Source organism: Myxococcota bacterium, assembly GCA_039030075.1.
Lineage (GTDB): Bacteria > Myxococcota_A > UBA9160 > UBA9160 > SMWR01 > JAHEJV01.
Window position 1 is genome coordinate 1 of record JBCCEW010000036.1, and the last position, 23,610, is coordinate 23,610.

The following is a 23,610-nucleotide window of genomic DNA, read 5'->3' on the forward strand; positions in this document are numbered from 1 at the left end:
CTCGGCGCGCCGCACGCGGCGACTCGAGATCCGCCAACTCACAGCACAGCCCAGCAGGCCGAGAACCAGACCGAGGATGATCCGCAGATCGCCGAAGTGGAACCAAGGATCGGCGGGAAAGGCGATCGCCCGCTCGATCGCGGCCACCTTGAAGACGTGGACCTGCGACATTCGCGGGTTCGTCGCGAAGTCCATGAAGTCACGGCGGCTGCGGTATCGAATGGATACGGTGTCCCCCCACTCGCGCAAGTCGCCAGCGTTCAGTAGATCCATCGTGCCGCCTGCCGCGAGCCCGAACTGGACCGGGTGGGACGCCCTGGAGATGAGGGCGGGGGCGACGTAGTCGAGATAGTGGGCGAGGACCTCTTCGGTGGACTGCCCAGGCTCGACGTCCTCGACGAGGAGCGGCTCATCGTACGCTTTGCCGATGTTGAGCATGATGAAGTCGTCGCCCGTGTCCTCTTCCATGAAGCGACGCATCGTCTCGACCAGAACCGGGTCCGGCGGCTCCAGCTTCTCGGCGGCACGCAAGTACGCCTCGATCTCGTCGTCCCTCAGTGGTCCGTCGAATGACGTGTACCAGCCGAAGAACGCGAACCAGATCGTCACAAGAACAAGCCAGGTCCAACGGGTCGCGGTCATGCCACCTCTCCCGCCTGCGCGTCGGGCAGGCGACGGCAGAAAGCGCTCGAGCTCGACCAGCTTCGAGCCTTGCCTTCCGATGCCGGCACCCGGGTATAATGGCAGTCCCTATGCCATAAGTCGAGGGAGCTTCCCATCTCCTCGCCGTTTTCGCTCTCCTCTTTGGTAGGACCGCGCGTCGCCGAACCCCTCTTCGGACATGGCACCGATCATTCCCTACCTCGTCGCGGTAAGTCCGGCGTGAGAACTACGGACCAGGGAGCCGTCAATTCTGTCGCTCGCTTGGGCCTTTGGTTGTAGAGAGGCCATCTCGCGGGAAGGAAATCCGACCGGCGCCGGGTTCCGTGGGACAACTGTGGGACAAAGGCCTACTCCGTGGACTTCCTTTGTTTCGCGAATTTGCGCTTCTTGGTCCCGGGTTCGATTCCCGCTGCCTCCACCAGTTTTTTCGGCTCCGCATCCGCTTCGCGGATGCTGCGCGCCGAGCGGGCGCTGGCGGTGGCGCGCGGAAGCCCGAGGTGGCGCAGGCGTGGGAGCGGCTTGCTCGGTTGGGGTCGGTCGTCGCGGCGCTGCCGCGCCAGCTCTCGAGCCGGGCGCGTCGGGGACGCTCGCCTGAGAGCAGGATGGACGGACGCTGAGCCCTACTCGGCGGGGGGTGCGCCCAGCTTGGGAGGCGCCGCGCGTTGCTCTTCCTCACCGCCTGTGTGTTTGCCGATGGTCCAACCGAGATCCGCGAGGTTCAGCTGCGCCCAATCGCGCGACTCGGTGTCGGTGACCGTCGCGAGTGTGTCGTTGTAGCGGTTCATGAAGCCGCCCAGCGCGATCACGCCAATCAGTGTCCGCGCTTCCGCATCCGAGAAGTGCTTGCGCACGTCCGCGTGGTGCCCGGGGGTCACCGCGCTGGGAGAGACCCCGGCGGCGAGACCGAGTCGGAGCGCCGCTCGCTCCCGATCGTCGAAGAGATCGGAGGTCTCGAATTCCCAGAGCGCCTGGATCTTCTCGAGCGGTACCCCCATCTGGTCGAGCCCGTAGGCGCCATGCGCCTGACAGTGTCGACAGCCCGAGGCGAGGCTGGAGATCGTGAAAGTCATCAGATTGAGCGCCGGCCCGGGTGGGCTGGCCGCGATCATCACCTGAAGCTCCTTCAGCTTGTCGTACATCGCGGGCCAGCTGGGAAGATCCCAGTTCTGTCGGTCCTGGTAGTCGGTCATCGGCGGTTCCTCCGGTCGCGGGTCGCGACAAGGGCATTCCTGGTGCTCTCTCCTGCGCTGCAACCCGCCTCGAGACAGGTGAGCGCCATCGGGAGCATCTTCTCAAAAAATTTGACTATAGTCAATTTTGGTATTGCACTATTTCTGACTCTAGTCATAATGGCGATATGGCCACGGAGAACACGAGCGAGCGGGGCATGTCGCGAGTCGAGCGCCGACGGGCTTCCACCCGGGCGCGGATCGTCGAGGCAGCCGAACGACTGATGCGGGACCGCGGGGTGGAGGCGGTGACCATCCAGGACATCACCGAGGCCGCCGACGTCGGGCACGGCACCTTCTACCTCCACTTCAAGACGAAGGCCGACGTGCTGCAGCCGGTGATCGCGCACCTGTCGGAACAGGTGCACGCGCAGGTCGACCGAGCTGCGCGCGGGGCGGAGGATCCTGCGCTTCGCATGGCTTTGGGCTTTCGCATCTTGTTGCGAGCCATCAGCGAAGACCCGCTCTGGAGCTGGTACGCCCACTCGGGCAGGTCGTTCAGTGAGCTGATCGCGGGCATGGGGACGCCGCCTCTCGACGACGTGCGCCGCGGGCTGGAGAGCGGCCGATACGTTGTCGCCGATCTGTCCACCGCGTGGAGCTTCATCGACGGCGCCTTGATCGGAGTGATCACGTCGCTCGGCGCGGGCATGAACGTCGACACCGTCGCAGAAACCACCGTGGAGTTGGTTCTGCGGGCGCTTGGCATCCCTGCAGACGAAGCGGCGCAGATCGCGCGCGAACCGTTGGAGCTTCACTAGACACCTGCGACCGAAGGGCTCGATCGCGGACCGACCCCTCAATCAAGACAAGATGCGACCTCCAAGGAGACCCACATGTCGAACGCACCCCTCGAACCCGCCGCCCTGATCGAAGCTGCCGAGAAGCTCGTACCGCTCCTGCGCGAGAAGGCGCGGGCGGCCGAGGTCGCCCGTCGCCCGCTCGACGAGGTCATCGATGCGATTCGAGACAGCGGTCTCTTCTCCCTGATGGTTCCGCGGTGTTATGGCGGGCACGAAGCCGACGTCGACACCTTCTTCGAGGTCACGCTCGCGCTATCGCGTGCGGACGCTTCGATGGGCTGGCTCGTTGCGTTCTACCTGGAGCATTCCTTCTGGTTCTGTGGCTTCCCCGACGAGTTCCAGAAGGAGCTCTTCGCCGATCGTGCCTACGTCCTTGCTCCCGCATCGCTCAACCTGACGGGTGGCTCCGCCAAGCAGGTCGAGGGTGGCTACCGCCTGAGCGGCCAGTGGCAGTGGGGAACGGGTGTCGTCCATGCGGACTGGATCATGGTGGGCGCGCTGATGACCGACGATGAGGGCAACCTGAAACCCCTCTTCTTCGCGTTGCCTCGCGAAGAGGTGGAGACCATCGACACCTGGCATATGGCCGGCATGTGCTCGACCGGTTCCTATGACATCAAGATCGACGATGTGTTCGTGCCGAGTGCGCGTACGGTCGGGCTCTTCGATCTGACGGATGGCACGGCCACGAGTCGGCTCCACGATGGGCCGCTCTACCGAACGCCGCTGATGCCCATCCTTGGGTTCGCGTCGGCGTTGTCCGCCCTCGGTGGTGCGCAGGGGGCGCTCGACGAGTACTGGACGCAAACCAAGGCCAAGATCGCCGCGAAACAGGCTCGCGCGGGCGGCGCCGTCAAGGACGAGGGCAAGCCCTCCGTCGTCGCCAGCGCAGCACTCGAGGTCGAGGCTGCCGAGCTCCTTTTGCGGGACGTGCTCCGCGACGTCATGGACCAGCGCAACACCGCCTCACGAGAAACGCGCAACAGCTGGCTCACCCGCATGGCCCACGCGGTCTTCATGTGCCGCAGCGCCGTTCAGGACATCGTTGCGGTGACGGGCGCGAGCGGGGGTCGACTGGACAGTCCGATCCAGCGCGCCCTGCGCGACATCTCCATCGGCTCGAACCACGTGATCTTCGATCGCGAGGCCCGCTATGCCGACTATGGCCGCACGCACCTCGACCAACCGATCCAGACCCTGATGGTGTAGTCGATGACGACATCTCGCGTTCCTCTCCTGTCGAGCGAAGAAGCCAAGCGAGCCGCCGCTGAAGTCGAGCTCTTCGAACTCAAGGCGAACTTCTCGATCTATCGCGTGCTGCTGCGTCAACCCCTGGTCGCGAAGCGACTCAGCGACCTGACCGATGTCCTCGTGGGAGCGTCGCACATCGATGCACGGCTTCGGGAACTGCTCATCATGCGCCTCGGTTGGGCGAATCGCGGCGTCTACGAGTGGTCGCAGCACTGGAAGATCGCACTGCTCCACGATGGCATCGAGAAGAGTGACCTGCTCGCCATCCGGGACTGGGAAGTGCACGACCACTGGTCTCCGCGGGATCGCGCCGCCTTTCGCGCTACGGACGAAACGCTCGAGCACGGTGTCCTCTCGAAAGAGACCTGGAGCGAAGTGGCGCAGCATTTCCCGACTCATGAGGAACGGATCGAGCTCGTCACGATCATCTCCTGCTGGAAGATGCTCTCCGACATCATGAAGACCCTCGAGGTGCCCCTCGACGAAGGCGTCGAGCCCTGGCTGCCGGACGGGCTCGAACCTCCGGGGCCGCAGCTGTGATCAGGGCCAGCACGCTCGAGCCGGTCGTGGATCCTGCGGCGCTGCGGCGCACGTTTGCGTGCTTTCCGAGTGGCGTCGCAGCGGTGTGCGCGATCGCGCCGCAGGGCCCGGTCGGGCTCCTGGTCAGCTCCTTCACTTCGGTTTCTCTGGAGCCGCCGCTGGCGTCGATCTGCATCATGAACGACTCGAGCCGCTGGTCGCAGTTGCGCAGTGCGGCGCGGCTGGGCCTGAGCTTCCTCGCCGATGGTCAGCAGCGGGTCTGCGAGCAGCTCTCGGCATCGCCGGAGCACGGGTTCGCTGGGCTGGAGATCAGCACCACTTCGGAGGGTGCGGTGCTCCTGCGCGACGCGACGGCGTGGCTGGATTGCTCGCTTCACCAGGAGGTCGACGCCGGCGACCACACCCTCGTGCTGCTGCGGATCGAAGCGCTTCGCGCCCGTCCCGCACTGGCTCCGCTGGTCTTCCACAATTCGCAGTTCCATCGGCTGGCGTCCCTGTGACCCAGCGCTGGCGCTCCGAGTTCCGAGGCGTACTGGCGATGGCGCTTCGCACGGGCGGCCCCGGCAGCGGCGGTGTGTTCCGCGGGACCACCCCGGGACAGACACCTACTCGGTAGACCTCTCTCGTTTCGCTGGGTTGCGCTTCTAGGGCGCGGGTTGCTCTTCCCGGCTCGGCCCAAGCTGGCGTCTTCGGCCTGCGGCCGAAGAACGATTCCTGCCGCCTCCACCAGTTTCTCGAGCAACCCCGCGAAATCAGCCCCACGGCTTGGAAGCGAGGGGCCTCCGTTCATCGTTGCGCGAGTGTCTGCTCCATCAATCTGATTCCGTATCGATACATGCTCTCCGCGGTCGCTACGGCCTCGGCCTCGCCGATCCCTTTCGGCTCGAACTCGCCTGACCAGCTGAGGCTGCAGCGGCCCTGGCCTAGTTCCTCTACTGCCATCGTCGCCCGATAGCTCACGAAGGGAAGGGTTGAACGGACGATGGAGTACGAATAGGTCCGGTGTCCCTCGGCTTCCAAGCGATCGACGACTTCGCGGCCGCCTGGAAGGGTGAGAGTTCGTAGGGCCCCGAGACCTTCGCCGTCGGACGTGCAGCTTCCCGCTCCAGGGCCGGCCCACTTCTCCATGTCTCCGAAATCGCCGATCAGCTCCCAGAGTGTGTCGGCGGAGACGCTGAACTCGTGCGTGATGCTTGCTTCGGCCACGGCGGACTCCCCTCGGTTCGGCGCAGCCGGGGAAGAGCCCGGCCCGGCCAATAGATGAACATCGTTTTTTAATTAGATGAAGGGTGTTCACTTGTCAATGGCGCCCTAGAATCGCCCGATGCCGAAGCCGCAGACACCCTCAGGGAAGCGCCGTTCGGAGAAGGAAAGGGCGTGGCAGCGCGCGCGTCAGCCTCACCAGAAGGCGGAGCGTCGCGAGGCCATCTTGGCGGCGGCCACGGAGCTGCTCGACGAAGCCGGAATCGATGGCGCGACACTTTCCGCCATCACGCGTCGAGCCGGGCTGTCCAAAGGCAACCTCTATCGATACTTCGAGAGCAGAGAAGCCGTATTGATGGCTCTCACCCTTGGTGAGGTCGAGAGGTGGTCTCGCGCGCTCGTGGAACGGCTCGAACCCATCGCCGATCCAGGAGACGTGGAGGCCGTTGCCGACGTGTTCTCACGAACGACGGCAGCGAACCCGCGCCTTTGCGTTCTCTTCTCGGCGCTTACCTCTGTACTCGAGAGAAACGTGTCTGCGGAGGCGGTGATCGCATTCAAGCGCACGATTCCGCGGCTCCTGCTTGCTCCTTCAACCGCAGTACGCGACGCACTTCCTGGACTGAGCGCATCTCAAGCGCGTTCGTTCGTTCTGTATTTCGCGCTGTTCGTCGCGGGAACATGGCCTGCCGCCAATCCTGAGCCCGCGGTCGCGAAGTTGCTTTCGCGCAAGGGCTTCGAGTCACTCCGAGTCGACTTCGAGCGCACCAACTATGAGCATGCTCGCGCGCTGCTCGACGGACTGTTGGCCAGGCGCCGCTAAGGGGACGGGAGGCTATCGCGAAGCGGCGTGTCCTTGGTCCGGCGCGAGGAAGGTAGAGACATCAGGCTTCGCCCCGAGGGTCGGGGGGCGAATCCCTCCCGGCGTGCCACTGAAGTCAAGTGGTCGGCGATTCGCGCATGCTGACCATCAGGTATCTGACGTGATCATCACGATCGAGAACCCACACGATTGCCTACTGCCCGCTCATCTCTTGCCCCGCGTCGATTCGGCCTATGATCAAGCGTCAACTCGTTCAATCGGTGTGTGAAGAAGTGACACAGATTCCGCTGAACCCGAACTTCAAGGAAGACCTCGAGGCCTTCGTGCTCCAGATGCCGATCGTCAGGTTCATTCAGCTGACGTTCGTGACGGTGAAGCACGGAATGGTAGAGATCTCGATTCCCTACCGAGACGAACTCTCGTTCACTGCGGGGTCATTTCAGGCGGGCCCGATCGGTATGTTGATGGACATCGCCGCCTGCGGCGCCGTCGGAACGACGCTCCCTGCTGGTTGGGCCTTCTCCACGATTGATTTCACGACCAAGATCGTTGCGCCTGCAACCGGCGAACGGTTTCTTGCGCGCGGGCACGTGGTGTCCTCGGGCAAGACCGTGTCGGTCGGCGAAGCCGACGTATTCGCGGTGAGGGAGGGGCGAGAGACGTTGTGCGCGACGGGGTTGGTTACGACCAGGAACTTCGAAGTGACTCCGTCCCCGACACCGCCAGACGCTCTGGGAACATGATCCGCCCAAAGCGGCATTGATGCTGGCGTGACTCAGGAGGTCACAATTCTGCCTGCTTGAGAAGTTCATCCACCTCTTTCAGCCAAGCGGCGGGAAGAAACTCTCTCGCGGTTTCTATGTCGTAGTAATCGTTCCAGTAGGAGATCTTTCCATCCGTGATCTTGTGGACGGTGGTGATCCCGATGGTCCCAACCTCTCCAGTTTCGAAGCGCCATTCTTCATCTCGCTCTGTCATGACGCAATGGTCTTGAGCCACAACGGTCTTCACATCCGCACGAACTCCGCTAACGCCAACCCATGCGAGTATGCCCAGTTTCTTCGCAATGCCTTCGGGTCCGATTGCGTCCCAAGCATGCTTCTTGGGTTCGTCTCGGTACAGCGCATCCGGTGTGAACAGGCTGCGAAGTGTTTCCATGTCGTGTCCAAGGGCTTCGAAGAAACACTCGATCAACGCGACATTCTCTCGTGCTAAGCCAGCAGCGCTCTCTTTGGCAATATCGAAGGGTGTCTTGTCGGTCATCGCGTCTCTCTCGTTCTCTGCTTGCTATCCGATTGTCCCGTCGCCATCGGGGTAGTGTGATCGTTCATTCGCGCCTTGATTCGGCGAGCGTGCGATCACCGCGGCGAACTCTCCGAAGCGGCCGGGCTCCCGGAGGCCCGACCGTCCGGCCCGTCAGCGGCCGTCGTCTCGTCGCGGGTCCTCGCTCATCGATTCGAGCGACTGACCTGGCGTGTAGTGGATGAACTTCGCGCCCGACGGCGCGCCCGGCTTGTGCCAGACCCCTCGCGGCACGACGAAGGAGGTTCCTGGCTTTGCCGTGTAGAGCTGCGGCGGGGCATCGCCCTCTAGGAGCGTGATCTCGACCATGCCCTCGAGGACGAAGAAGAACTCGTCCGTATCGGGATGCATCTCCCAGCCCGGGTGGACCCCGGTGATGTCGCAGGTGCCGAAGCTCTTGCCATTGAAGGGCGAGAACTCGAGGAAGGTGCCCTCGGGGTGCTTACCCAGCAGGTCGAGGACGTTGGTGATGTCCATGGGGCCCCTCTATTGGACGGGAGCCGGAAGGCTACCCCAACCAGGGCGGGTCATTGGCGGGGGTGGCCCGAGGCGGCGCAGGCTCAGGAGCGGCTTGCTCGATTGGAGTCGGTCACCGTTCCGGCTTCCGTCTGACGAGCCTTCGCTGGAACGCCGCACGCGTCACCTCGCCGGCCGCGCGGATGGGCCGGGCGGGATCACGCGTTCGCGGTACAGCCCTCCGTCTCGACGTCCCCGGCGATTCGGGAGTGCAACATCACGCGCGCTTTGGTGTAGTCCCAGGGGCAGGCGCGGTGCATCAGGCACCGGTTGTCCCAGACGACGACGTCGCCCGCCTGCCAGCGGTGGGTGTAGACGCGCGACGCGTCGCTCACGGCGAAATCGATCAAGGCCGTGAGGAATGCGTCGGAGGCTTCGTCGTCCCATCCGGGGATGGCGTAGGCATGGCGGCCGACGGCAAGGGCCGGGATGCCGGTCTCCGGGTGGATCTTGACCAGGGGCCGAAGCGGTGCGCTCTCCACGTCGAGGCCGTAGCCCACATATTCGCTGTCCGCGCTCTCCTCCACCGCCTCTCCGAGAGCGATCTGGCTACGCGCCAGCGAGTGGTGGGCGGACAGACCCGCGATCTGTCGCTGGCGATCCTCGTCGAGCGCGGCGTAGGCCGCGCGCATGTCGGCGAAGGCGGTATCGCCCTGTTCGCGGGGCACGACCTGCGCACTGAAGACGGCACCCTTGGCTTGGACGGGCATGTACGTGTTGTCCTGATGCCAGTGCATGTTGCCGCGGATGATCTTCATCATGTCGTCGTCGGGAGCATCGCGCAGGGAACCGTCCTGCTTGACGTTGCTGAGCAGCGCGGATTCGAGACCTTCGATCAGGTCGCCAAACCGGCGAGCGAAAGCAACCTGCTGATCGCGCGAGAGATGCTGCGCGGGAAACACGAGCAGCCCGTAGTCCAGCCAGGCCCGGTAGAGATCGGCGAAGGTCGCGTCGTCGATCTCGGACAGGCGGACCTCAGTCACCCGTGCGCCGAACGTCATTTCCAGCGGCTCGAGATTCATGGCGGTCACGCCACTGGTCATGACGGAGTCTCCCCACGCGGAGGACGCGTCGCCGAACGCCGGCATGTCGAACGGAAAGGGGCCATCCGGAGCGGCATCTCCCGATTCACGAGACCTGCACCACCAGCGCGGTCGCGTTGTCCTTTCCGCCGTTCTGGTTGGCGGCGTCGACGAGCCATGCCACGGCGGCGTGTGCGTCCGGCGCCCGGGTCAGGATCTCCCGGATCTCCTCGTCGCGCAGCATCTCGTAGATGCCGTCCGAGCAGAGCAGGTAGGTGTCCGCGGCGCGGATCTCCACGGGAACCACCTCCACCTGGACTCTCGGATCGACGCCGACGGCGCGGATGAGCACGCTGCGGCGGGGGTGCACGCGGGCTTCCTCCTCGGTGATCTCGCCGTTGCGAAGCAGCTGTGCGGCGAGGGAATGATCCTCGGTGAGGGCAGCCAGCGATCCCTGTCGGAGCCGGTAGAGACGGCTGTCGCCCACGTGTGCGACGCATGCGGGCCCCTCGGCGGACAGCAGGAGGGCGACCACCGTCGTTCCCATTCCCATCAGCCTGGGCGACGCCGCGGCGCGCTCGAAGATCTCTCGGTTGGCGCGCTTGACCGCAGCGCTGAGGCGGGCGGAGGCAGCGGCGCCGCCGACCCGTCCCATGTCGCCGAGCGTCCCGACGACCATCGCGCTCGCCACCTCGCCGCTGCGGTGTCCCCCCAGCCCGTCTGCGACCACCAGCAGGATCTCGCCGCGGGCCGGGTCGTCGAAGCGGTCGAAGGCGTCCTCGTTGGTCATCCGGACCCGACCGGCGTGGCTCGTCCCGGCGATGGAGAGCGCCCACGGCCCCCATACTTCGCGTCCGTCGTCATCGGTGTGTCGGGGCGACAAGCCGCACTGCCTCGCTCTCGTGATCGCGCGCGCGTTCGCGATCCGCCGCACATTCTACGCGCGCACCGACGAGACGGGTAGAGAGCCGCCCCCGCTCTTCGGCCCAGCTCTCGGCGCGACGGATGGGGCGGGGCGTCGTGTCAGAGGCCCCTCAGACGAGTTCGACGCTGTTCGCGTCGTACTCCCCGAGCCACTGGTCGGGCGGGGTGTCGCCCTTCGATTCCGCGCTGCGTACTGCGGCGAACTGCTGTCGGAAGGCCTCGGCATCGGGCTGGTGATAGGCGGCCTGCATCGCCGTACTGCCGTTCACCACGCGCGCGGTTCGCTCGAACCGATTGCGCTGGTAGCACTGCAAACCCGCCGCGACCGAGCTCTCCTGGTCGAGTGCGCGCTGGAGGACGCGTGCGTCTTCGATGGCCATCGCGGCGCCCGAGGCCATGAAGGGCAGGGTGGCGTGCGCCGAGTCGCCGAGGAGGGTCGCCCGATCGGTGCTCCAGTCGTCGACGGGAACGCGATCGAAGAGGGCCCAGCGGTAGCACGCGTCCTTGGGGACGACGTCGATCAGCGTCTGGACGGTGTCGCACCAGCCCGCGAAGTCCGCCTTGAGCTCTTCCCAGGGCGCCTTGACGTTCCAGGCCTCTTCGCGCCAGGCGTCGTTCTCGACCACGCCCACCATGTTCACGAGCTCTCCGCGACGCAGGTAGTAGACGACCATGTGCTTGCGGGGACCGACGAAGTTCGAGACGACGGTCTCCATGAAGTCGTCGGGCAGCCGCTTCGTCTCGACCGTGGCGCGCCAGGCGGCGTTCCCTGTCCAGTTCGCCTCGGTCGAACCGAGGATCCCGGCACGGATTGCGGACTTGATTCCGTCCGCGCCCACGAGCACGTCGCCCTCGAAGCAGCGGCCGTCTGCCAGCTGCAGCGTGACGCCCTCCGCGGTTTCGGCGAAGGCCTTCGCATGGGCACCGAGGTGGACACACTCCGGCGACGCGGCCTCGACGGCGCTGGCGAGGATCCCGTGCAGGTCGGCGCGATGGACGTGGAAGTAGGGAACCCCGTAGCGCTCCTGATAGACCTTGCCCTGCGGCACTTCGTGGAGGATCTCGCCGCTCTCGAACAGGCGGAAGTGGATCGCCTCGGGGCGGACGCTGACCGCTTCGAGCGCCTCCCGGAGTCCGAGGGAGTCGAGTACGCGCACGGCGTTTCCACCGAGCTGGATCCCCGCCCCGATCTCTCCGAGCTGGGCGCGCTCTCGAAAACCGAGACCTCGTGCCCCGCCTGTTGGAGGCAGAGCGCAGCCGTGAGCCCGCCGAGGCCGGCTCCCGCGATCAGAACCCTCACCTCGCCTCCTGCGTCGATTCCGAGAGGAAAAGATCGATCGATCGAGTCATATTTCTAGCCGCCAAGGCGGGATGCTGCCGGAGGGGAGGGCCCACCCGTTGACCGAGATTCCCGTACTCATCGCCGGCGGCGGCCCGGTGGGGCTGATCCTGGCCCTCGAGCTGGAGCATCGAGGGGTGCGGGCGCTGCTCGTGGAGCGGAACCCGTCGACGACGCGCCACCCCAAGATGGACGTCACCAACGGGCGAAGCATGGAGCACTTCCGGCGGCTCGGGATCGCGGACGAGATCCGTGCTCACGGCGTCCCCACCGATCATCCCATGACGGTGGTGTGGGCCACGCGCGCTGCAGAGTGGGAGCTGGCGCGCTTCGACTACCCGAGCGTGGACTGGGGTCGCGACATCATCCACTACGTGAACGACGGGTCGCTCCCGCTCGAGCCCGACATGCGGATATCGCAGGTGATCCTCGAGCCCGTCCTCAAGGGCATCCTCGAGAAGCGCGCCGAGCACGTGACCGTGCGATTCGGCTGGGGCCTCGAGAGCTTCGAGCAAGACGCGGAGGGCGTCACCGCCGTGATCCGGTCCAGCGAGACCGGGGAGACCGAGACGGTCCGCTGCGCGTACCTCGCCGGATGCGATGGCGCCGGGAGCGTGACGCGGGCTGGGCTGGGAATTCCACTCCACGACCTGTCGGTTCGCGACCTGATGCGCGAATCGGGCGGCGCGTGGAGTGCGCTCACCGGCATGCTGAAGGGGCTGCTCCGCGGACAGCGCCCGCCGGACGGCCGGATGTACATGATCCACTTCACGTCGACCGACCGCGCGTTCTTCGAGCGCTTCGGGACCAGCTGGCACATCCAGTCGCCCATCGCGGGCACGATCATCTCGCAGAACGATGTCGACACCTGGACGATCCACGTCCCGCTGACATCGGGGGTCGATGCCGACGCGATCGATCCACGCGCCTTCCTCTTCGAGATGCTCGGCGAGGAGATCGATTGCGAGATCGTCGTCGCGAACCCGTGGCGACCTCGCCTCTCCCTCGCGGATCGATACGGAGAGGGCCGCGTGTGGCTTGCGGGCGACTCCGCCCACCAGGTGATTCCCAGCGGCGGTTACGGCATGAACACGGGCGTCGGCGATGCGGTCGATCTCGGCTGGAAGCTCGCCGCGCTCCTCGAGGGATGGGGCGGGCCGGAGTTGCTTCCCGCGTACGAGTCCGAACGCCGCCACGTCGGTGAGCGCAACCGGCGGGCCTCGGCGCGGCACACGAGCGTTCGCATGCGGATCGCCCAGGCCCATCGTCCGGTGGTGCACGAGGACTCGCCGCGGGGCGAAGTCGCGCGAGGCGAGTTGGGCGCTCGGATCCAGGAGTTGGGCAACCTCGAGAACGAGGCCCTCGGCATCGAGATCGGCTACCGCTACGATGATTCGCCGATCGTCTGCACGGAGCCGGGGCAGAGGCCTTCGTATGCGATGGAGCGCTACCTCCCGACGACCTGGCCGGGTGCGCGGCTGCCGAGCCTGATCCTCTCGGACGGCCGCGCCGTATTGGACCTCCTGGGAAAGGGTTTCACGCTGCTTCGCATGGCGGATGTCGACACCGCCCCGCTCGAGCGCGCCGCAGGGGAGCGGGGCGTTCCCCTGAGCATCGTGGACCTCCGCGACGAGAAGGCACGCACGCTCTACGAACGCGCGCTGATCCTCGTTCGCCCGGACGGACACGTGGCCTGGCGCGGGGACGCGGCGCCGAACGACGCCCTGGCGATGATCGACCGGGTGCGTGGCGCCCACGCCTCTCCGGGGTAGGCGGAACCGGATCGCCCTCGCTACGCGTCCACCGGGTAGCGCCGAATGAACGAGATCATCTCCTCGGCGACCTCGGGCGACTGCAGGAAGTGCCCTCCGCCCTCGAGGGTCACGTGGTCGACGTGCTTCGCGCCGGGAATGCGCTCCTGGAAACTCGACTCGTCACCGGGTCTCGCGACGTAGTCGTTGTCGCTGAACGACGTCCGGAACGGGCGCTCGAATGTGGCGAGCCGAGCCCAGGCCGCTCGGTTGGCCTCGAGCTCCGGATCGTCCGGGAAGATCGGTGCCATCGTCGGGAATCCACGAAGCGCTGCCATGTAGCGGTCATCGGGGTAGGGCGCCTCCTGGGCGGCGAGAATCTCCGGGGTCGATCCTCCCGGGTCTCCCGCGAGCGCGGCGGCGACGGTGAACTCGGGCGATTCGGCCGCGTACTTGCGCCAGTACCAGTAGCCGGGCGCCTCGCCTTTGGTCAGGAAGCGCTTGACCAGCTCATCGGTCGGGACGACCGGTAGCGCGTCGTAGGTCGCTCTCATTTCATCGGCCTTGCCGATCTGCATGCGCCCGCCGTCGGGGAGCGACGTGTTCCCGACGACCACGCGCCGGAACCTCTCGGGAGATTCGGAGACGATCCGCAACCCGATGAGTCCGCCCCAGTCCTGGCAGAAGAGGTTGCACGTGAGATCGAGCTCTTCGATCCACGCGCTCATCCAGCGGACGTGTCTGCTGTAGGTGTGGTCGCTCATCCGGGTCGGCTTGTCGGAACGGCCGAAGCCCACGAGGTCGGGCGCGATCACCCGAAACCCGGCATCGACGAAGACAGGAATCATGTTTCGATAGAGATACGACCAGCTGGGGTTGCCGTGCAGGCAAAGGATGACCTCGCCATCGGCGGGCCCTTCGTCGACATGATGAACGCGCAGCTTGCCGCCTTCCCCATCTTCGATCTCCGTATAGTGCGGTGCGAACGGGTAGTCGGACAGGTTCTCGAAGCGATCGTCGGGGGTGCGGATCGTTTCCATTCGCGGGACCTTTCTCGGCGTCGATCTGAATGGGGGCGGACGAAGCGCGACGCGTTACCGCGCTCTACTTGCTCGCGATGACTTCGTACTCGATGACGTTGGCGAGCACGCCTTGCTCCCAGCCCCCTCTCACGAGGGCGGGGGCGTTCCGCTTGAGCGTTGCCGCGACGTCGCCCGCCCGGTGCTTCGCGCGTCCGTGCGCGTCGGCGTACAGGTCGACGATCGCGTAGTGGCCGGGGCGGTTCTCGTCGCGGAGGGCATACCAGTAGAACGTCTCTGGCTCCGAGTTGGCGACTTCGCTCGGGCCGATGGCGAGTAGCTCCTCGAAGGCCTCGCTCTGGCCGTCGGCGACCTGGATCGGGATATAGGTGATCAGGCGAATGTCCACGGGATCGTCGGCCACCACGGATCCCAGTACGGAGAACAGCGACGCGTGGTCCCGCATCCTCCAGCCTTCTTCGAGGAGGTTGCTTGCGTTCTTGCGCACCGCACCCGGACCCCCTGCCGCAACGTACCCCTCGCGTGCCGTCTCGTCGGCGAAGAGGTCGAAGACGGCGAACCGGTCCGGATGCTTCTCTTCTCGCAGTGCATACCAGTACGTGGCTGCGGAGACCGACTTCGATGTCGTGCCCTCGCGCGGGGTGATGAAGTCGGCCAGGGCGTCGGCCTGGCCGCTTCGCGCGGGGAGCCGGAGGTAGTTCGACTTGGTGAGGTTCGGGGGGTTGATCATGTTCGCTCCCTTGCGGTCGAGCACCTTCGGCGAGGGCTAGTCGAGTCCTGCGACTACATCGTTCAGCGAACGCTCGACGCTGCCGCGCAGGACGGGAACGCAGTCGGGCGGGAACTCCTGGACGATCTCGACGCCCGCCTCGAGGGCGGTGTCGAGGAAACGGGGAAGCGCCTTCATGGCCCCGGTCGGGATGTCGTGGACGACCATCAGCGTCCAATCCTGGCCGGCGGTCTGCTCGAGCGCGACCTCGGGCCAGCGGTCGGGTGCCTCCCAGTCTCGGGGAACGCTGTTCCAGAGCACCACCGAGAACGCGCCGGCGCACAGGTAGTCCAGAGCCGGTCGGCTGAGCAGGTTGGTTCCGAGGATGCCTCCACCGCCGTACGGACGGAACCAGCGCTCGGGCTCGCTCAAGTCTCCGAGTGCGTCCTGCGCCTTGCCGATCTCGTCGCGCGCGACGTTCGCGTCGTCCGTCGTGCCCAGCTCGATGGTGTGGGTCTGCGTATGGTTTCCGAGCCAATGGCCCTCGGAGCGCGCGCGTTCCATCATGTCGCGTCGTTCGGGGACCGTTGCGTCCTTTCCGCAGACGAAGAAGCTCGCGCGGAGATCACGGTCGCGAAGGGCGTCCAGGACGCCGGGCGTGACATCCGGAAACGGGCCGTTGTCGAAGCTGAGGGTGAGGCGCTTGCCCGACAGATCCATGGATCTACTCCTGTGGAGAGCGGCGGAAGTCGTTGTTGTCCGTCGTGTCGCCCGCGAGCCATCGGTCGAGCGATGCGCGCGCACGACTCCGGATCGAAGCCGCCGCCGAGACGGCATCGGGGTGGTCGACGGTGAGCTCGACGATCAGGCCGTCCGGGTCCCGGAGGTACAGCGACCGGCAATAGCCGTGGTCGACGAGGACGGTTTCCAGACCAGCGAGCCTGGCGCGCTCGGCCACGTCCGCCTGGAGCCCGTCCGTGGCCAGGAGGGCGACGTGGTCGAACGGTGAGGTCGATGCAAGGGACGCGTGCTCTTCGGTGACTTCGGTCTTCTCGAACTGGAAGAAAGCGAGAGAGCTGCCGTCTTCGAGCTCGAAGAAGACGTGGCAGTAGTTGTTTCCGAATTCGGACTCACACCAGGTCGCCGCGAGGGGCAACCCGAGGATCTCCTCGTAGAAGGCACGGGTGGCTTCGAGGTCGCGAGACACGTAGGCGTGGTGGTGCATCCGGCTAGGGCGTTCCATGCGGGTCACCGTGGATTCACTGCGGAGGAGCGCTCCGAAGGCGCCGGGTAGAAGAGCGCGACGATCGCGTCCGCGTGTGCCTCGATGCGTTCCTTCGCGAACGGGTCCTCGCCGGTGACGAGTTCGACCTGCGCAGACGCGGCGAAGACCGTCGCCGCCGCGCCGATCATCGCGTAGAAGCGCTGCTCCGCGTCCATGGGGGCGGGGTATCCGGTGCTGGCAAGCTCGTCGGCGAGTTCCCGTGTGAGCGAGAACATGGGCCGTACGTGTTCGGCCACGAGCCACTCGAGTCGCGCCGTTCTCTCCGATCCGTCCTGCAGGAGGAAGCGATGGAGCTCGGGGTGCGCGGCGGAGAACACGACGAAGTCCCGGAGCAGGAGTCTCGAGCGCGTGAGGGCGTCGACACCGTCGAGTCCCTCGATCCGACGGACGAACTGCTCTCGGAAGATCCCGAAGAGGTGGTCGGCCGCCGCTTTCCACAGCGCTTCCTTCGTCTTGAAGTGATAGGGCAGCGAGGCGAGCGCGACGCCCGCACGCGACGCGATTCCCCGCGTCGAGGCCCCGCCGAAGCCCTTGTCGGCGAACTCGCCGACCGCGGCTTCGACAAGCCGGAGCCGCGTCTCGGCCGCCTTGGCGTTGACGCGTGTCGATCGCGGGTCGGAGGACGGCATGCGCCAAGAATAAACAATCGTACAAAAATAGACAAGAGGTCAGTACGAACGTTCAGTCGCCTCGGCTTCGCGTTCGTTCAAGCAACAAAAACGTTGCATGTTCTGCCCATGGGCCTGGGGGAGCAGGAGACCAGCGGAGTTCTCGGCGCGCTCTCGAACGCGACGCGCAGGTGGGTGGTCGATGAGCTGGACGCACGCGACCGACAGTCTCTCTTCGAGCTGCACACGCGCCTGATCGAGAAGTATGGCCTCGCCCAGTCCCGTCAAGGGTTCTCGCGGCACCTCGCAACGCTGGAGGAGGCCGGAATCATCGAGGTCGAGTGGAGCGGGAGTACGAAGCTGCACTCGCTGAATCGGGCACCGATCCAGGCGCTACTGGTGGGATGGCTACGGAAGTTCGAGGAGTCGAGTGAATGAAGATCTGGGTGATGAGCGTCTTCGTGGACGATCAAGCGAAGGCATTGGACTTCTATACGACGCTGCTGGGGTTCGAGAAGAAGGAGGACATCCCTCTCGGCGCACACCGGTGGCTTTCCGTCGTGTCCCCTGAAAGTCGGGACGGTGTCGAGCTGCTCCTCGAGCCGAGCGAGCATCCGGCCGTGCCCCCCTACAAGGAGGCTCTCGTCGCCGACGGGATCCCCAGCGTGTCCTTTCAGGTGAACGACCTCGCGGCCGACCACGAGCGGCTCGCGGCGGCGGGTGTCGAGTTCGTTCAGGCTCCGATGGATGCCGGGACGACGCGCATCGCAGTCTTCAACGACACCTGCGGGAATCTCGTCCAGCTGGTGGAGAGGCTCGACTAGCGGACCGAGAGGGCGCGAGAACGCGCTGCGCGCCGTTGACCGGTCGGTTCTCGGGGGCATAGGATGGCCGCACAGCCCCAATTGCCCGAGGAGGATTCCGATGCGATCGCTCTCCTTGCCGCGCCCTGCGCTCCGCAATCTGATGGTTTCGCTGTTGCTGTCGACCGTCGCGCTGATGGGTCTTCGCTGCCCCTTCGAGGAGCTGCTCCTCGTGGGCGTCTGCAAGCGGGACATCACCCCCGTCAGTCCGGGTCTCGTCGCCGCGTACGAGGCGAAGTTCGGCGGCACGGCCGTCGTGAACCACACGGACCCGGTCTATCTCGCCGGCTTCGGCAATGACCGTCAGGCGACGGGCTACAACGACCAGCTCTGGGCACGGGGGCTGGTGTTGCAGGGACGGGGCGGGCGCATCGCGATCGTGTCCGTCGACCTGATCGGCTACTTCAACGCCGAGGTCAACACCATCCGGGCGCTGGTCGACCCCGAGTCCGACATCGACTACCTGGCGCTCAGCAGCACGCACCAGCACGAGGGCCCCGACACGCTCGGCATCTGGGGAGCGGACCAGGTCACGAGCGGTCTCGATCCGGGCTACATCGACTTCGTGAACGCCTCGGTCGCAAACTGCGTCGACGAGGCCGCCGACAACCTGAAGCTGGGTCGCATCAAGTTCGCCACGACGGACTCGGTGGGGCTCTCGCTGGGCATCGACGCCGAGGACGACGGCGAGGGCGTGGCAGACAGCCGCGTGCTCGTCGACGACGATCTGATCGCGCCCGCGACCGAGGGCCGCATCACCGATCCGCGTCTCTCGATCCTGCAGGTCACCGAGCGCCGTTGGCCCCGCCGCCCGCTCGCCACGCTCGTCAACTTCGCGAGTCACCCCGAGAGTCTCGGGAGCAACAACACGCTCGTCACCTCCGACTTCCCCCACTACGCGCGCGAAGCCATCGAGGCCTCCGTGGGCGGTACCGCGATCTGGGTGAGTGGTGACCTGGGCGTGCTGCAGGGGCCGCTCGACATCGACGTCGAGGATCCGGACACGGGCCAGCCCGCCGTGCGTCGGACCTTCCGCTGGGCCGAGGTGCACGGGCAGCAGCTCGCCGAGCGCGTCGTCTCCGCGATCCCGCACAAGAAGGGCAAGGCGCGGGTTCACCTCGAATACGCCAGCGATCCCGCCGTGCCGGTGCGACTCGACAACCCCTTCTTCCGCTTCTTCATCGCGACCGGAGTGCTGCCGAGCGACGGCCTCTACACGAACGGCGTCCCCGACGCTTCCGTCGGCTTCCCGTTCCCGCCGCCCTTCGATCCGATCCCGCAGGCGCTGGGCGAGGACATCCAGACCGAGGTCGGGGTCTTCCGGATCAACGAGGCGAGCTTCGCGGTGGTGCCGACGGAGCTCGATCCGCAGATCGGCGAGGTGTATCGCGACGCCATGGTAGGCGCGGAGCACACCTTCATCCTCGGGCTCGGCAACGACGAGATCGGGTACCAGCTGCCGGCGGAGAAGTTCGATCCGTCCTGCGAGACCTGCGCGCCGTTCATTCTCGCCGGCGCAACGGAGCTGTGCCCGCTGTTCCCGAACATCGACTGCAACACCGTCTTCCAGAACAACGTGGGGGTCGAAGTGGATCCCACGATCTCGGGAGCCATCCTGCCGTTGATCGACGATCTCCACGATTGACGTCCCCACACGATCGATGCGACTCGCCTCGAGGCTCGCGGGCCTCGTCGTCTTGCTGTGTGCGTTCAGCGCACACGGCCACATCGTCTACGGCACGAAGACGCTGCGCGGGTTCGTGGTCGAGGCCGAGCTGGTGTTGCGGGCCCGGGTGGTGTCGGCCGGCGAGCGCGTCGGCGCTTCGAGTCCCACCGGGACCGCGAGTCGCCCGACCGTCGTCGCCGAGGTGCTCGAGGTCCTGAAGGGCGCCTACGAGGGCGAGCGTGTGCGCTTCGCCCAGCACGGTCACGGGGTCGCCACCTTCTCGCCGGGCGAGGAGGTGCTGCTGTTCCTGCTCCCGATCGCCAAGAGCCGGGAACTCGAGGCTCTCGCCCGCTCGGGTGTCGTCGACTGGGTATCGCTCCAGGAGCACGATGACGCCTACCGGCTGCATGAGGAGACGCGCGGCGTCCTCCTCGGCGCGGTGCGGGACTACGTGTCTGCCCGGGACGCGTCCGATCCCGCGCTGCGCCGCGCCACCGTGGCGTTGCTGACCTCCGGCGACGCCACATGGGCTGCGTCGGCCCTGCGAGACCTGGCGATCGCTCCGGAGCGTTCGTGGATCGTGGAAGACGATCTGTCCGTGCTGCGCGGTGTGCTGGAGGACCCCAACGCCTCCATGGGCGTGCGCGCGGCCCTGCTCGTCGAGCTCGACCGACGGGGCCTGGTCGACGCGGCACCCGTTTGGGCTGGACTGCTCGCAGACGACGTGCCCGCGACGGATCGCATCACCGCGATCCGGGCGGCGGCCGCCAGCGCCGGGGCATCCGCGCGTCCGCGACTGATCGCACTCGTCGGGGATCCGGATCCGGACGTGGCGGCGGCCGCAGCAGCGGCGCTCGGTCGGCCCCGCGATGCAGCCGCCGTCGAACCCCTCGAGGCAGCGCTCGAGCACCAGGCGACAAAGGTCCGGATGGCGGCGATTCGCGCGCTCGGTCGGATCGCGACGCCGGACGCGGAGCGCGTGTTGGCCGCCACCGCCGCCTCCCACGCCGATCCGGAGACCCGGCGGCGCGCCCGCGCCGAACTCGCGAAGGGCGCACGCGCGACCGAGTGAGGGGCGACGGGGATCTGAGGGCCGAATTCTGCAAGACTGAGGCGCGCCCGGGTCCCCGAACGCGCGGCCCCGCCGCTCGCGCCGGACTCGGCGCTCCAAGGAAGGAAACGATGAGCCGACTCCGATTCGAACAAGGCCCCGTGCAAGGCGATGTGGCACCGGGGTTCGAGTCCGTCAAGCGCCTCTACGCGCGAGAGACCGAGACGATGGCCGAACGAAATACGCAGCTCTGCGTGTACCACCGTGGCCGCAAGGTCGTCGATCTGTGGCGTGCCGCAGCCGACGATTCGGGGTTTTCCCCGGACTCTCTCGTGAACGTCTTCAGTAGCGGCAAGAGCCTGGAAACGATCGCGATGGCGCATCTCGTCGACCGCGGCCTGCTCCGTTTCGACGATCGCGTCGAGTCGCACTGGCCGGAGTTTGCCTCCCATGGCAAAGAGAGTCTCCGGGTCGCGGACGTGATGCGTCACGAAGGGGGCATGGCTGCGTTCGATGCGTCTCTCGCCCCCGACGACACACTACGCGAGCGTATCAAGGACAACGCGATCGGCCGCATCGTCGAAGGCCAGAAGCTCCGCTTCCGATCCGAGAGCGAACCCCGCGAGTATCACGCGATCACCCGGGGCTGGATCGCCAACGAGATCTTCCGCCGCGTCGATCCGGCCGGCAGGACCATGGGGGAGTACTTTCGCGACGAGATCAGCGGCCCGCTCGGGGCCGACGTGCGGATCGGCGTGGAAGACCGAGACGTCGATCGGGTCTCGCCCGTCGAGATGCCTTCGCTGCGGTGGCAGTTCCTCGAGACGCTGCGGCCGCGCGCCCTCGGGCGTCGCATCAAGCTCGGTTTCCTGCAGCTGATCGGGCGACTCCTTCGCTTGCTCTGGACCGGCCGGAACGCGACGAGCCGAAGCGCCCCACAGCCCTTCACGGAGATGCGCTCGGTTCTCGTCTTCAACGACCCCATCATCACGGCCGGCGAAACTCCGTCGGCGGGCACCAAGGCATCGGCGCGGGGCCTGGCGCGGGTTGCCGCCTTGATGGCGGCGCGAGGGCGTTGGGACGGGAAGGACTACCTCGGCAGTGCGGCCTGGGAAGCCGCGCATGCGGAGCCCACCGAAGCCCACATGATCCTCGCCCCGACCGACTTCACCCAAGGCGGTGTGAATCGCTTCAGCGCGGCCCAAGCTGCGAAAGGCGACCTGGGCCGAGCGCTCAACGCCGGCCGTGAAGGGTTCTACGGCTGGATGGGGCTCGGCGGCTCCATCTTCCAATGGCATCCGGAGGCCGAGATCGGCTTCGCGTTCGTCCCCACGTCGCTCCATGCCATCGATCTCTGCAACGAGCGCGGCAAGGTGTACCAAGCCGAGGTCGTGCGCTGCGTCGGGTCGATCGCGGGCTAGCGGAGGCGTGCGGCAGGGCTTGCGGCCTTGGCGAGCCGGGCGCTGCGAAACCTCAGGTGCCGCAGAACGTCGCGTGGACGCGTTCGTGGGGCTCGGGCGGGTCGGCGTACTGCGACAGACCCGGGTGGTCCTCGAACGGTTTCGTCGTCACCGTCCACAGGTCATCCAGCGGCCCGAGGTTGCCTTCGGTCGCCGCGTCGATCGCCTGCTGCACGCGGTGGTTGCGCGGGATCATCGCGGGGTTCGTGGCACGCATCTCGGCCCGCGTCTGGTCGGCGTCGCGTCCTTCCGTGCGCAGCCGCTGTCTCCAGTCCGCGGCCCAGGCGTCGAAGCCGCTGGGATCGGCGAAGAGCGAGCGAGGCCCCGCATCGACATCCTTCGGAGGAGTGTCGACGACCCCGTCGCAGAGCCGGCGGAAGGTGAGGGTGAAGTTCGCCTGCTGCTCGGCCATGCGCTCGAGAAGCCGTGAGGCGACGTCCAGGTTCTCTTCGTTCGGCATCTCCAGGCCGATCTTCCGGAGCAGTCGCGTGCGGTAGGTCTGCTCGAAGCGCGGTGCGTAGGCCTCGAGCGCGTCCTTCGCCGCTTCGACCGCGGCTTCTTCGGATTCGTCGAGCAGCGGCAGCAGGGTCTCGGCGAACCGCGTCAGGTTCCAGAGTCCGATGTTCGGCTGCTGGGCGTAGGCGTAGCGACCGCCGTGATCGATCGAGCTGAATACCTTCCCTGGTTCGTACTCGTCGAGGAACGCGCAGGGCCCGTAATCGATCGTCTCCCCCAGGATCGACATGTTGTCTGTGTTCATGACGCCGTGGATGAATCCGACGAGCATCCAACGTGCGATCAGGTCGGCCTGGGCCGCGATCACGCGATCGAGGAGGGCGCGGTAGGGACCGTGGGGGGCTGCGGACTCCGCGGCTTCGGGGTAGCGGCGCTCGATCACGAAGTCGGCGAGCGCCCGGACGTGGTCCGTCATCCCACGGGCATGGAAGTACTGGAAGGTCCCGACCCGCACGTGTCCCGCGGAGACGCGCGCGAGGATCGCACCGGGTTGGACCGTGTCCCGAACGATGGAGTCGCCGGTCGTGAGCATGGCGAGGGCCCGCGTGGTCGGGATCCCGAGCGCCTGCATCGCCTCACTGACCACGTACTCGCGGAGCACGGGGCCCAGCGCGGCCCGGCCATCGCCTGCGCGCGAAAAGGGGGTGCGTCCGGCGCCCTTGAGTTGGATCTCGCGGAGCGCGCCGTCGCGATCACGCGCCTCGCCGATCAAGATGGCGCGACCATCCCCGAGGCTCGGGACCCAGTTGCCGAACTGGTGGCCCGCATAGGCCATGGCGAGGGGGGGCACGCCCTCCGCGGGCTGGTTTCCGGCGAGGACTGCGACGCCGTCCGCGCTCGAAAGCCAATCGACCGAGAGCCCGAGGTGGCTCGCGAGCCCTTCGTTCAGTCGGAGGAGCTGCGGCGCCGGCGTGGGCGTCGGGGGGACGCGCGCGAAGGACCCATCGGGAAGGGTTCCGTATCCGGGCTCCGTGAGCCCGCTGAAGCCGCTCGTCGCGGGCCCCGCCATGCCTTCAGACTAGGCGATCTCGCGCAGAACGCGCGGC

Annotated in this window: 26 protein-coding genes; 12 read left to right on the top strand and 14 right to left on the bottom strand. The window is 66.5% G+C overall.

Annotation, left to right across the window (positions count from 1 at the left end):
- Window positions 1–642: hypothetical protein (locus AAF430_24630; GenBank protein ID MEM7413441.1), on the bottom strand; the 642-nt coding region annotated here is incomplete at its 3' end.
- A gap of 641 nt (window positions 643–1,283) precedes the next feature.
- Window positions 1,284–1,853 carry a carboxymuconolactone decarboxylase family protein gene (locus AAF430_24635; protein ID MEM7413442.1) on the bottom strand — a complete coding sequence of 190 codons (570 nt, stop codon included), beginning with the start codon at window positions 1,851–1,853 and terminating at the stop codon, window positions 1,284–1,286.
- 197 nt (window positions 1,854–2,050) lie between these two features.
- On the opposite strand from AAF430_24635, the gene AAF430_24640 reads away from it, so the two are divergent.
- The 4 genes from AAF430_24640 (at window position 2,051) to AAF430_24655 (ending at window position 4,986) form a co-directional block, all read left to right on the top strand.
- Entirely contained in the window at window positions 2,051–2,653 is a 603-nt protein-coding gene (locus AAF430_24640; protein MEM7413443.1) for a TetR/AcrR family transcriptional regulator, read from the top strand.
- Between the two features lie 75 nt (window positions 2,654–2,728).
- A complete protein-coding gene (locus AAF430_24645) occupies window positions 2,729–3,904 on the top strand; it encodes a hypothetical protein (protein ID MEM7413444.1) in 1,176 nt (391 codons plus the stop codon).
- A 3-nt stretch (window positions 3,905–3,907) separates the two neighbouring features.
- Window positions 3,908–4,486: a carboxymuconolactone decarboxylase family protein gene (locus AAF430_24650; protein ID MEM7413445.1), complete on the top strand. Its 579-nt coding sequence runs from the start codon at window positions 3,908–3,910 to the stop codon at window positions 4,484–4,486.
- A gap of 26 nt (window positions 4,487–4,512) precedes the next feature.
- The gene (locus tag AAF430_24655; protein MEM7413446.1) at window positions 4,513–4,986 is read left to right on the top strand and encodes a flavin reductase family protein; all 474 of its coding nucleotides are present in this window, start codon (window positions 4,513–4,515) and stop codon (window positions 4,984–4,986) included.
- Between the two features lie 286 nt (window positions 4,987–5,272).
- Here AAF430_24655 and AAF430_24660 read toward each other — a convergent pair whose 3' ends face one another.
- Window positions 5,273–5,692, bottom strand: coding sequence for an SRPBCC family protein (locus tag AAF430_24660; GenBank protein ID MEM7413447.1), 420 nt, complete (start codon window positions 5,690–5,692; stop codon window positions 5,273–5,275).
- A gap of 118 nt (window positions 5,693–5,810) precedes the next feature.
- On the opposite strand from AAF430_24660, the gene AAF430_24665 reads away from it, so the two are divergent.
- Window positions 5,811–6,512, top strand: a complete 702-nt coding sequence (locus AAF430_24665; protein MEM7413448.1) for a TetR/AcrR family transcriptional regulator — start codon at window positions 5,811–5,813, stop codon at window positions 6,510–6,512.
- A 233-nt stretch (window positions 6,513–6,745) separates the two neighbouring features.
- Complete coding sequence (locus AAF430_24670; GenBank protein ID MEM7413449.1) at window positions 6,746–7,255, top strand: PaaI family thioesterase; 510 nt, start codon at window positions 6,746–6,748, stop codon at window positions 7,253–7,255.
- Window positions 7,256–7,295: 40 nt separating this feature from the next.
- On the opposite strand, the gene AAF430_24675 is transcribed toward AAF430_24670, so the two are convergent.
- The 5 genes from AAF430_24675 to AAF430_24695 form a co-directional block, all read right to left on the bottom strand.
- On the bottom strand, window positions 7,296–7,775 hold the full coding sequence (locus tag AAF430_24675) for a limonene-1,2-epoxide hydrolase family protein (protein ID MEM7413450.1): 480 nt from the start codon (window positions 7,773–7,775) through the stop codon (window positions 7,296–7,298).
- Between the two features lie 153 nt (window positions 7,776–7,928).
- Window positions 7,929–8,291, bottom strand: a complete 363-nt coding sequence (locus AAF430_24680; protein MEM7413451.1) for a cupin domain-containing protein — start codon at window positions 8,289–8,291, stop codon at window positions 7,929–7,931.
- A gap of 197 nt (window positions 8,292–8,488) precedes the next feature.
- Complete coding sequence (locus tag AAF430_24685) at window positions 8,489–9,373, bottom strand: TauD/TfdA family dioxygenase (protein MEM7413452.1); 885 nt, start codon at window positions 9,371–9,373, stop codon at window positions 8,489–8,491.
- Between the two features lie 85 nt (window positions 9,374–9,458).
- Window positions 9,459–10,235: a Stp1/IreP family PP2C-type Ser/Thr phosphatase gene (locus tag AAF430_24690; GenBank protein MEM7413453.1), complete on the bottom strand. Its 777-nt coding sequence runs from the start codon at window positions 10,233–10,235 to the stop codon at window positions 9,459–9,461.
- Window positions 10,236–10,386: 151 nt separating this feature from the next.
- Window positions 10,387–11,433 carry an FAD-dependent monooxygenase gene (locus tag AAF430_24695; protein ID MEM7413454.1) on the bottom strand — a complete coding sequence of 349 codons (1,047 nt, stop codon included), beginning with the start codon at window positions 11,431–11,433 and terminating at the stop codon, window positions 10,387–10,389.
- 241 nt (window positions 11,434–11,674) lie between these two features.
- Between AAF430_24695 and AAF430_24700 the strand changes: the two genes are divergently transcribed.
- Window positions 11,675–13,387 (top strand): FAD-dependent monooxygenase, encoded by a 1,713-nt coding sequence (locus tag AAF430_24700; protein MEM7413455.1) that lies wholly within the window; start codon window positions 11,675–11,677, stop codon window positions 13,385–13,387.
- A 20-nt stretch (window positions 13,388–13,407) separates the two neighbouring features.
- Here AAF430_24700 and AAF430_24705 read toward each other — a convergent pair whose 3' ends face one another.
- From AAF430_24705 to AAF430_24725, 5 genes are all read right to left on the bottom strand, one after another.
- Entirely contained in the window at window positions 13,408–14,406 is a 999-nt protein-coding gene (locus AAF430_24705) for a haloalkane dehalogenase (GenBank protein ID MEM7413456.1), read from the bottom strand.
- 64 nt (window positions 14,407–14,470) lie between these two features.
- Window positions 14,471–15,136 carry a hypothetical protein gene (locus AAF430_24710; protein ID MEM7413457.1) on the bottom strand — a complete coding sequence of 222 codons (666 nt, stop codon included), beginning with the start codon at window positions 15,134–15,136 and terminating at the stop codon, window positions 14,471–14,473.
- Window positions 15,137–15,172: 36 nt separating this feature from the next.
- Window positions 15,173–15,835, bottom strand: a complete 663-nt coding sequence (locus tag AAF430_24715; protein ID MEM7413458.1) for a polysaccharide deacetylase family protein — start codon at window positions 15,833–15,835, stop codon at window positions 15,173–15,175.
- Window positions 15,836–15,839: 4 nt separating this feature from the next.
- The gene (locus AAF430_24720; GenBank protein MEM7413459.1) at window positions 15,840–16,358 is read right to left on the bottom strand and encodes a VOC family protein; all 519 of its coding nucleotides are present in this window, start codon (window positions 16,356–16,358) and stop codon (window positions 15,840–15,842) included.
- Window positions 16,359–16,363: 5 nt separating this feature from the next.
- Complete coding sequence (locus AAF430_24725) at window positions 16,364–17,029, bottom strand: TetR/AcrR family transcriptional regulator (GenBank protein ID MEM7413460.1); 666 nt, start codon at window positions 17,027–17,029, stop codon at window positions 16,364–16,366.
- A gap of 108 nt (window positions 17,030–17,137) precedes the next feature.
- Here AAF430_24725 and AAF430_24730 point away from each other — a divergent pair, with 108 nt between their 5' ends.
- From AAF430_24730 to AAF430_24750, 5 genes are all read left to right on the top strand, one after another.
- On the top strand, window positions 17,138–17,446 hold the full coding sequence (locus AAF430_24730; GenBank protein ID MEM7413461.1) for a helix-turn-helix domain-containing protein: 309 nt from the start codon (window positions 17,138–17,140) through the stop codon (window positions 17,444–17,446).
- A complete protein-coding gene (locus AAF430_24735; GenBank protein ID MEM7413462.1) occupies window positions 17,443–17,832 on the top strand; it encodes a VOC family protein in 390 nt (129 codons plus the stop codon). Before AAF430_24730 ends, AAF430_24735 begins: the two co-directional genes overlap by 4 nt.
- Window positions 17,833–17,932: 100 nt before the next feature.
- Entirely contained in the window at window positions 17,933–19,516 is a 1,584-nt protein-coding gene (locus tag AAF430_24740; GenBank protein ID MEM7413463.1) for a neutral/alkaline non-lysosomal ceramidase N-terminal domain-containing protein, read from the top strand.
- A 16-nt stretch (window positions 19,517–19,532) separates the two neighbouring features.
- Entirely contained in the window at window positions 19,533–20,609 is a 1,077-nt protein-coding gene (locus tag AAF430_24745; GenBank protein MEM7413464.1) for a HEAT repeat domain-containing protein, read from the top strand.
- 110 nt (window positions 20,610–20,719) lie between these two features.
- Window positions 20,720–22,009 carry a serine hydrolase gene (locus AAF430_24750; GenBank protein MEM7413465.1) on the top strand — a complete coding sequence of 430 codons (1,290 nt, stop codon included), beginning with the start codon at window positions 20,720–20,722 and terminating at the stop codon, window positions 22,007–22,009.
- 52 nt (window positions 22,010–22,061) lie between these two features.
- On the opposite strand, the gene AAF430_24755 is transcribed toward AAF430_24750, so the two are convergent.
- Window positions 22,062–23,573 carry a YdiU family protein gene (locus AAF430_24755; GenBank protein ID MEM7413466.1) on the bottom strand — a complete coding sequence of 504 codons (1,512 nt, stop codon included), beginning with the start codon at window positions 23,571–23,573 and terminating at the stop codon, window positions 22,062–22,064.
- Between the last annotated feature and the right edge of the window lie 37 nt (window positions 23,574–23,610).

What these genes read in the sequence shown, in the direction of transcription:
- AAF430_24635 (MEM7413442.1), bottom strand. Translation starts at nt 1,853, where the DNA reads ATGACCGACTACCAGGACCGACAGAACTGGGATCTTCCCAGCTGGCCC.
- AAF430_24640 (MEM7413443.1), top strand. Translation starts at nt 2,051, where the DNA reads ATGTCGCGAGTCGAGCGCCGACGGGCTTCCACCCGGGCGCGGATCGTC.
- AAF430_24645 (MEM7413444.1), top strand. Translation starts at nt 2,729, where the DNA reads ATGTCGAACGCACCCCTCGAACCCGCCGCCCTGATCGAAGCTGCCGAG.
- AAF430_24650 (MEM7413445.1), top strand. Translation starts at nt 3,908, where the DNA reads ATGACGACATCTCGCGTTCCTCTCCTGTCGAGCGAAGAAGCCAAGCGA.
- AAF430_24665 (MEM7413448.1), top strand. Translation starts at nt 5,811, where the DNA reads ATGCCGAAGCCGCAGACACCCTCAGGGAAGCGCCGTTCGGAGAAGGAA.
- AAF430_24670 (MEM7413449.1), top strand. Translation starts at nt 6,746, where the DNA reads ATGATCAAGCGTCAACTCGTTCAATCGGTGTGTGAAGAAGTGACACAG.
- AAF430_24675 (MEM7413450.1), bottom strand. Translation starts at nt 7,775, where the DNA reads ATGACCGACAAGACACCCTTCGATATTGCCAAAGAGAGCGCTGCTGGC.
- AAF430_24680 (MEM7413451.1), bottom strand. Translation starts at nt 8,291, where the DNA reads ATGGACATCACCAACGTCCTCGACCTGCTGGGTAAGCACCCCGAGGGC.
- AAF430_24685 (MEM7413452.1), bottom strand. Translation starts at nt 9,373, where the DNA reads ATGACCAGTGGCGTGACCGCCATGAATCTCGAGCCGCTGGAAATGACG.
- AAF430_24705 (MEM7413456.1), bottom strand. Translation starts at nt 14,406, where the DNA reads ATGGAAACGATCCGCACCCCCGACGATCGCTTCGAGAACCTGTCCGAC.
- AAF430_24710 (MEM7413457.1), bottom strand. Translation starts at nt 15,136, where the DNA reads ATGATCAACCCCCCGAACCTCACCAAGTCGAACTACCTCCGGCTCCCC.
- AAF430_24715 (MEM7413458.1), bottom strand. Translation starts at nt 15,835, where the DNA reads ATGGATCTGTCGGGCAAGCGCCTCACCCTCAGCTTCGACAACGGCCCG.
- AAF430_24720 (MEM7413459.1), bottom strand. Translation starts at nt 16,358, where the DNA reads ATGGAACGCCCTAGCCGGATGCACCACCACGCCTACGTGTCTCGCGAC.
- AAF430_24725 (MEM7413460.1), bottom strand. Translation starts at nt 17,029, where the DNA reads ATGCCGTCCTCCGACCCGCGATCGACACGCGTCAACGCCAAGGCGGCC.
- AAF430_24730 (MEM7413461.1), top strand. Translation starts at nt 17,138, where the DNA reads ATGGGCCTGGGGGAGCAGGAGACCAGCGGAGTTCTCGGCGCGCTCTCG.
- AAF430_24735 (MEM7413462.1), top strand. Translation starts at nt 17,443, where the DNA reads ATGAAGATCTGGGTGATGAGCGTCTTCGTGGACGATCAAGCGAAGGCA.
- AAF430_24740 (MEM7413463.1), top strand. Translation starts at nt 17,933, where the DNA reads ATGCGATCGCTCTCCTTGCCGCGCCCTGCGCTCCGCAATCTGATGGTT.
- AAF430_24745 (MEM7413464.1), top strand. Translation starts at nt 19,533, where the DNA reads ATGCGACTCGCCTCGAGGCTCGCGGGCCTCGTCGTCTTGCTGTGTGCG.
- AAF430_24750 (MEM7413465.1), top strand. Translation starts at nt 20,720, where the DNA reads ATGAGCCGACTCCGATTCGAACAAGGCCCCGTGCAAGGCGATGTGGCA.
- AAF430_24755 (MEM7413466.1), bottom strand. Translation starts at nt 23,573, where the DNA reads ATGGCGGGGCCCGCGACGAGCGGCTTCAGCGGGCTCACGGAGCCCGGA.